At 34.2% G+C, this 7,403-nt stretch carries 6 protein-coding genes; 2 read left to right on the top strand and 4 right to left on the bottom strand.

Features of this window, described 5'->3' with window-relative positions:
* Positions 1-154: 154 nt before the first annotated feature.
* From HNP25_RS20505 to rhaT, 3 genes are all read right to left on the bottom strand, one after another.
* Positions 155-1,678 (bottom strand): response regulator, encoded by a 1,524-nt coding sequence (locus tag HNP25_RS20505; protein ID WP_184137444.1) that lies wholly within the window; start codon positions 1,676-1,678, stop codon positions 155-157.
* Positions 1,679-1,683: 5 nt separating this feature from the next.
* Positions 1,684-2,823 carry an FIST signal transduction protein gene (locus HNP25_RS20500; protein ID WP_184137442.1) on the bottom strand — a complete coding sequence of 380 codons (1,140 nt, stop codon included), beginning with the start codon at positions 2,821-2,823 and terminating at the stop codon, positions 1,684-1,686.
* A gap of 444 nt (positions 2,824-3,267) precedes the next feature.
* Entirely contained in the window at positions 3,268-4,344 is a 1,077-nt protein-coding gene (gene rhaT, locus HNP25_RS20495) for an L-rhamnose/proton symporter RhaT (protein WP_184137440.1), read from the bottom strand.
* Between the two features lie 376 nt (positions 4,345-4,720).
* Here rhaT and HNP25_RS20490 point away from each other — a divergent pair, with 376 nt between their 5' ends.
* Both HNP25_RS20490 and HNP25_RS20485 read left to right on the top strand, forming a co-directional pair.
* Complete coding sequence (locus tag HNP25_RS20490; protein WP_184137438.1) at positions 4,721-5,731, top strand: GntR family transcriptional regulator; 1,011 nt, start codon at positions 4,721-4,723, stop codon at positions 5,729-5,731.
* Positions 5,732-5,911: 180 nt separating this feature from the next.
* Positions 5,912-6,355 (top strand): GreA/GreB family elongation factor, encoded by a 444-nt coding sequence (locus tag HNP25_RS20485; RefSeq protein ID WP_184137436.1) that lies wholly within the window; start codon positions 5,912-5,914, stop codon positions 6,353-6,355.
* On the opposite strand, the gene HNP25_RS20480 is transcribed toward HNP25_RS20485, so the two are convergent.
* On the bottom strand, positions 6,333-7,226 hold the full coding sequence (locus HNP25_RS20480) for an AraC family transcriptional regulator (RefSeq protein ID WP_184137434.1): 894 nt from the start codon (positions 7,224-7,226) through the stop codon (positions 6,333-6,335). The two genes, HNP25_RS20485 and HNP25_RS20480, sit on opposite strands and share 23 nt — an antisense overlap.
* Between the last annotated feature and the right edge of the window lie 177 nt (positions 7,227-7,403).

Below are 7,403 nucleotides of genomic sequence, written 5' to 3'. Positions count from 1 at the left end.
TAAATCACCTCAAATAAAATGAAAAATCCACCCAGAATATGAGTGGATTTTATTATGAATGAATATTGAAAAACAATTTTCAAGGAAAGCCAAAATTAAAAGGCTCAACGAAAAAAATCGTTGAGCCTTTTAATTTTATAAACATTTCTATTATTTATCGATAGCTATATTTTGCAATTTTTTGGAATAATTCATTCGGATTGAAAGGCTTGGTTACATAATCGTTCATCCCAACCAAAAATGCTCTATCTTGATTATTGAGTGTTGCAGAGGCTGTTAAAGCAATAATCGGAGTATCTGTATCAGTTTCTCTAATTCTTGCTGTAGCCGTGTAACCATCCAATACTGGCATCTGAATATCCATCAAAATCACATCGTATTTTCCTTTTTCGTATTTATCCAAAGCAATTTGTCCATTTTCAGCAACATCAATTATAATCTGCCAACGCTCTAAGAATTTAGTGGCAACTTTGATGTTCATTGGATAATCTTCTACTAGAAGTACTTTCACTCCTTTCAAAGTATTCTCATTCAATAATTCTGTATGTGCTTCGTTTACTTTTGTTCTTAGTTCTGTTCCTATTTCAAGGTCTAGGGTAAAATAAAATGTTGAACCCTTACCTTCTTCACTTGTAAGATGAATATCACTGCCATGCAATTGTAATAAACTTCGGGTAATTACAAGTCCAAGACCAGTACCACCAAACTGACGAGTAGTTTCAGAATTTGCCTGCGTAAATTTATCAAAAATCATCGCCTGTTTATCCAAAGGAATACCTATACCAGTATCCGTTACAGAAACGTCAATTGTGACATGACTTGGTGTACGACGACGCTGAGAAAGTTCTATCGTAATACTTCCATTTTTAGTAAACTTCACTGCATTTGAAATCAAATTAGTGATGATTTGTCCTAAACGCAAGGCATCGCCCAATAACACATTTGGCACATCATCATCAATCATTAATCTCACTTTATTACCTTTCTCCTCCGCCTTTATTTGATTAGCCTTCTTGATGTTTGAAACCAATTGCTTAATATCAAACGGTACTCTTTCAAGCTCAACTTTTCCTGCTTCAATTTTACTAAAATCTAATATATCGTTGATAAGTACGTGCAAATTATTGGTTGAAAATTGAAGGATTTTCAAGTTTTCAGCCAACGAATCAGATACTTCTTCCTGTTGCATCAAATAAGTAAGCCCAACAATTGCATTCAAAGGTGTACGAATTTCATGACTCATCATCGAAAGAAATTCTGATTTTGCCTGAGTAGCCGCTTCTGCTAATTCTTTTGATTTTCTTAGATCTGCTTCAAGTTGTTTACGATTATCAATTTGAACTTTCAAGAAATCCATCAATCCTAACATATCATCAGGATTCAAAGATTTTACTTCTGTTTCTTCGTTTACCTCCAAAGAATAAATCGCTTCAATCAATTTTTCTACAGAAAGACGTCTTTGCTTAATTTCATCTTTGAGTTTAGTATTGATTTCGGCATAATCTCTTTCATTCAATTGAGATGAATGTTCAAACAGTTCTTTATCTCTATCAAAGCTCAAGTAAGATTCATTAACTGCTTTAATAAAAGTTTGAAAATTTTCATTTTCCAGACATTCGTCTGTCAAATGTTTTTTGATTTGCTTGGCAAGTAATCTGTGAAATGTTATATTATTCATTCTAATCAATTTTCAGAAAGTGTGGTAATTGTCATGGTTTGATTATGCAAGCCACAACGAGCATTGGGGTTTAATGGTGAAATTTCGCCATAAGAATAAAACCCTGTTATTAGGGTTTCATCGCCCATTATTTCACGAGCCGCTTCTACTTCTTCTTCAGATCTTTGCCCAAGTACAAGTTTTCTACCTACGCAACTCACCAGAATGGCTAATTCTGGATTACTTGCAAAAGGTTGAATAGCATCTTGCGCAGCTTTTGCGGAAGCGTCAATTAGGCGATCGAAATTGGCTTTCATAAAACGAACCAAAGAGCCTTTCGGTAATTCTCCTGCAAAAGTCATACTTTTCTTTTCTTCATCGATAGAAAGTATGGTTCTTACAACGGGTTCTGCATCTTCGGTTTCACGCATTGATAATGGGAACAGTAAAGCAGCACCAGGAAGACCTTCTACATATTTGCCTAAGTATTCTTTGTATAAATCCAAAGCAGCAACATCGCCAATTTTATATAAAATATTGTATTCAGATTCTGTTACTTCACGTTCAGGTCCAAAACCATCCCAACCTCCCATTGTGCCATGCCCAACGCTCAGACTTTTACTGTATAAACCTATCGCAACGATTTTTCCCTCTTCAGGGTGATGATTTAAGCCAACCAAAGTTTTTTCAAATCTTGCAGCATCACCAGCCAATCCACCTGAAATCAGGACACTCTCATCTGTCTTTCTATTCAAACTTGCAATCAACGCACTTCCATTTACTCTTGCTCCATCAGAAATAATAAAAATTGTTCTCAAATCATCACCAGCTAAAGCTTCAGCTATTTTTTCACCAGTAATACCACTTTCATGATGCGAATTAATATCTATTTCAATACTTTTTACCAACGTTCTTTCAAACTGTATAGCAGTTACAACGATTGAATCATCATGTACTGAATCTTCATAGATTTCTCCAGAAGTTGAATTAATAATTATATCCGCATGAGGATAAAGATTTTTGATATAATCGAAAGGATTGATAGTCTCTAATACAATTCGTCCACCAAATGCCATTACCCAATTGACCTTAGATGCGTCAAAACCCTCATTTTCAGAGATTGTTTTCCATTGATTGTTTTTGAATACCGTTTGTTGGATTTTCATAGTGAGTAAAGCTTAGGAAATTATTTAGATTAAGAAATTTCACAATATACATCAAACCAAGTTTTCATATATTTACGAATAAACTGGGATTTATTCGTCACAAATTTTCTGTTTACAGATAAAACCTTAAGCTAATTTTAGCTGTAGTTGGATAAAAATTTGTCCTCTCATTCAAAGATACTACTATTCTTAAAAAAAAAATATTTGACGCATTTCATATTTTAATAAATCTTGACCTACAATATCCTTCATTCATCAAAGATGACAACATCAAATAACATACCAATTTTCATCAAAAAAAATATTTTTCCTAAAAAAAGCCTTTTATCAAAAAAATTCATCGTTTATTATAAATATTCATCACAATAAGACAATCTTTTGACATAAAAAAAGGAGTAACAAATTGAGAAATTTGTTACTCCTTTTTTTATTTTTTTTAATTTTCTATGCTTTCAAAGAATTTCCGTATCCCACAATTAATACCGAAAGGACAATCGTTAAGATTCCAATGATAATAGTTGTTAACGTTTTCTTAGAAACACCTTTCCATTCATTTAATACTAATCCCCATGAATTCGCTACTAAAATGATAAATGCCATGTGGAGAATCCAAGAGCTTGGCCCATTTCCTAATTTACTTTCGCCCATTCCGTAGAAGAAGAATTGAAGAAACCAAGTTGTGCCTGCGATGGCACTAAATATATAGTTTTTCAATAAAGGAGTTTCTGAATTGGTATAATCGCCAAAAGATTTATTCTTGAAGTTTAAGTACATACACCAAATCAAATTGGTGGTTAAACCGCCCCAAAGAATAACGATATACACCACATTATTGCGATAAAGGAATTCACCTTGCCCGGGATTACTTGCTACCCAAATTTCATTCGCCACATTCGACATCGCCGAACCTGCTTCAATACCAAAACTAAAACAAGCACTTAATAAACCTGAAATGATTGAAAAAGTAAGTCCTTTCACTAAATCAAACTCTTGGTTTTCAGCATTTACTTGTCCAGCTAAATCTTTATCTTTACTTCCTCCTGCTTTTCCACAAATTACAATACCTAACACACAAACAGCCAAACCAAGCAAAACCATTTGTCCCCAATTGGTAGATACTAAATCATAAATTGTATCTTTCCCAGCAGTTTTGTTGAAGTAATAATAAATAGAAGGAATCAAGGAACCAAATACAGAACAAAGCCCAAGTATAATTGAACTTCCCAAGGAAATTCCTAAATAACGTACTCCTAAACCATAAGTTAAACCACCAATTCCCCACAAAACACCCATCACGTAAGTCCAGAGTATTACACTTCCTTCGCTACTAGCAATAATGGAAGCAAAATCTGGAATGGTAAGATAAGCTGCTAAAGGTGGAACAATCAACCATGAAAAAACACCTCCTGTAATCCAGTAACTTTCCCATGACCAACCTTTAACTTTTTTGTAAGGAATATAAAAACTCCCAGATGCAAAACCGCCAATGAAGTGAAAAATAACGCCTAAAATTGCTCCCATAATCAATGATATATTTTGAATTTAATACCGTAAAATGCTTCCTAGATCTAAATCTACTTGCTATTGTTAATTTTAAAATGAATTAATGATTAGAATCCAAGCGATAAAAAGACAAAGCTATTTTGAAGAAATGACAAGTAAATTGAATGCCAATTTTTGAGTAATTCTTTTAAATTTAGTTCTTTGAAAGAATAGTTTGTAAATTTGTTTCTTGGAATCGTATAAAATTTTACAAGGATAAATCAAAAAGAAAAGGGAACTATCATGCACTTCCCTGCTCAGAAGATAAATTAAAAAGAATGTATCACACTAATTAATTCTCAGTCTTAGCGCTTCTTTTAGAGAAAAGGATGTAAAGCTGAGTTTATCTTTCATCATGTACCAGCTCAAACTCAATCCAAACGATAAAACACCAAAGTACAAACAGATAATCCAATCAGTTATTTCGGATATTGAACGTAACGTTTTGAAGAAAAACGAACAGTTACCATCCATCAGTGAACTCAGCGAGGAGTATTATTTAGCCCGTGATACGGTAGAAAAAGCTTATCGTGAACTAAAAGAAAGAGGCTTCATTACTTCTGTGCAAGGCAAAGGATATTATGTAAACAGCGGAGAAAGCAGAAAGATGAGAATCTTATTGATTTTCAACAAATTGAGTTCATACAAGAAATTAATTTATTATGCTTTTCTAAAAGTATTGGGCGATAAAGCTTCAGTTGATTTACAAATTCATCATTACAATGCTCGCCTTTTCGATGAAATCATTGATAAAAATCTTGGGAAGTACAATTATTATGTGGTGATGCCACATTTTTTTCCTGATTCAGAAAAAGCTATCGCCATGAAGGCTTTGGAAAAAATCCCATCAGATGAATTGGTTTTACTTGATAAAGATTTACCCGAATACAAACACGAGTGTTTGTCGGTCTATCAAGATTTTGAGCGTGATGTGGCAGAAGCCTTAGAAAGTGCCAATGATTTATTTACTAAGTATCAGCGAGTTGTATTAGTTTTTCCGAGTGATGGCAATTATCCTGTAGATATTGTTCGAGGTGTTCGTTACTTTTGTGTAAATGCCCACAAAGAATTTATCATCAGAGAAAATGTTGATGAGGAATTACTCATTCCACAAACAGCTTATGTAGTTGTGGAAGAACACGATTTAGCTGAATTAGTGAAAAAGGTTCGTCAATCAAGTTACTCTTTAGGGAATGAAATCGGTGTGGTTTCTTTCAACGAAACTACTTTAAAAGAACTCTTGGGCATTACCGTTATCACAACCGACTTTGAAACAATGGGCAGAACAGCAGCAGCTTTGTTGTTGGATAAAAAGAAAATCAAAGTAAAAAATCCTTTTTATATGATTCGCAGAGAAACGCTTTGAGTTATGAGTTGTGAATTATGAATTATGAATTGTCATTGCCTAAAGTGCTTTGCTCAAAGCCAAGATACCAAACAAAAAGCCTAAAGCCGAAGACTAAAAGCCCATCGCTCACAACTCATAGCTAAAAAGCTAAACGAAAAAGCCGAAAGCCGAAGTCTGACAGCCGATAGCCAATAACACATGAAACAAAAGATTATCGATTATATAAATAGTTTTTTAGACCAAAGAATACAAACCTCTTATGATGCCATGCAGGCAGCTCAGGCTTCTGCCAATGAAGAATCAAAATCTTCGGCAGGCGATAAGTACGAAACGTCCAGAGCAATGGGGCAACTCGACCGAGATATGCACGGTTTGATGCACGAACAAGCCAAAAGAGAAAAAGCCATCGTCGAACGCATTGATATGAATTTGGTCTTTAAAAAAGGAGCCGTTGGTGCTTTCTTGAAAACCTCCACAGGCAATTACTTTTTGGCGGTAAGTGTGGGTATTTGTAAAATCGACGGAGAAAATATCATGATTATTTCGCCACAGTCGCCCATCGGAGCGTTATTGATGGGCAAAGGCAAAGGTGATACTTTTAATTTCAGAGAAAAAGAAGCTAAGATTGAGGAGATTTTTTAAACTTTGTATCGCCAAAAGCTACTCTAAACTGCGAAGGAGTTTGTCCTTTTAAATCCTTAAATTGTTTATTGAAATTCGACAAAGTATTAAAACCACTTTCATAACAAACCTGCGTGACGCTCAATTTATCTTCCATTAATAATTTACAAGCATAGCCAACCCTAAGTTCACTGACAAAATCCGAAAAAGTTTTATTCGTTCTTGCCTTAAAGTAACGGCAAAAAGCCGCCGTAGCCATGCCCGCCAATGAAGCTACTTCCGTTAGATTGATTGAAGTACGATAATTGTTCAGCACGTACTCGTGCACTTTGTGCATTCTTTCGGTTTCAGAAGTTTTGAATGGATTGGTATAGCCAACGCTACTGATAAAATCATATTCGTTGGAATTGGCTAATAAATTCAACATTTCTAATAATTTCAGAATTGCTTCAAAACCTTGTAGCAACAATAATTCTTTCATAAAAGTAAGAATCTTATCGTGTAATACTCCACTGATTTCTAAGCCACGACTGGCATTTAGAAACAAGTGCTTGAGTTTTGTCATTTCATATTTTTCAAAAAAATCCTTTCCCAGAAAATCTTCCGTAAAATAAACGACAATGCCATGCGTAGTAAAAGCAGGATTTCCCTGAAAATACACTTCATCACTTCGCCAAAGATGTGGTAAATCTGGGCCTACAAAAACCATATCTCCCGCTTCAAAATGTTTGATATTATCGCCAATAAAGCGTGTTCCTGTGCCTTCCAACACCACAAATAATTGATAATGCGGGTGAAAATGCCAGTTGGGGTCGAAGTACGGTTCCTTCAACTCTTTCATCGTAAAAGAATGATTTGGCGATTCGATACTTTTGTTTAATGGATTTTTCAAAACCTATTTTTTTACTTTAATTACTTATATGAATCATAAAAATATCAAAATACAGTCAAAACTCATCAATAGAGCGGAGTTTTTTATCATTTTTTTAAGATTATTTTGTATCAGTAAAATTCTTGTCTGTCTAATAAATTAAGCCCTAAATTTTGCAGGTCTTACCTCTAAATTCAT

The sequence above is a fragment of the Arcicella rosea genome (assembly GCF_014204325.1).
Taxonomy (GTDB): Bacteria; Bacteroidota; Bacteroidia; order Cytophagales; family Spirosomataceae; genus Arcicella; species Arcicella rosea_A.
The sequence above is the reverse complement of the archived record's forward strand: the minus strand, read 5'-3'. Positions and strand labels throughout refer to the sequence as shown.

Bases quoted from the DNA above. Each gene is read 5' to 3' on its own strand.
- HNP25_RS20505 (WP_184137444.1), bottom strand. From the start codon at position 1,678: ATGAATAATATAACATTTCACAGATTACTTGCCAAGCAAATCAAAAAA.
- HNP25_RS20500 (WP_184137442.1), bottom strand. From the start codon at position 2,823: ATGAAAATCCAACAAACGGTATTCAAAAACAATCAATGGAAAACAATC.
- rhaT (WP_184137440.1), bottom strand. From the start codon at position 4,344: ATGGGAGCAATTTTAGGCGTTATTTTTCACTTCATTGGCGGTTTTGCA.
- HNP25_RS20490 (WP_184137438.1), top strand. From the start codon at position 4,721: ATGTACCAGCTCAAACTCAATCCAAACGATAAAACACCAAAGTACAAA.
- HNP25_RS20485 (WP_184137436.1), top strand. From the start codon at position 5,912: ATGAAACAAAAGATTATCGATTATATAAATAGTTTTTTAGACCAAAGA.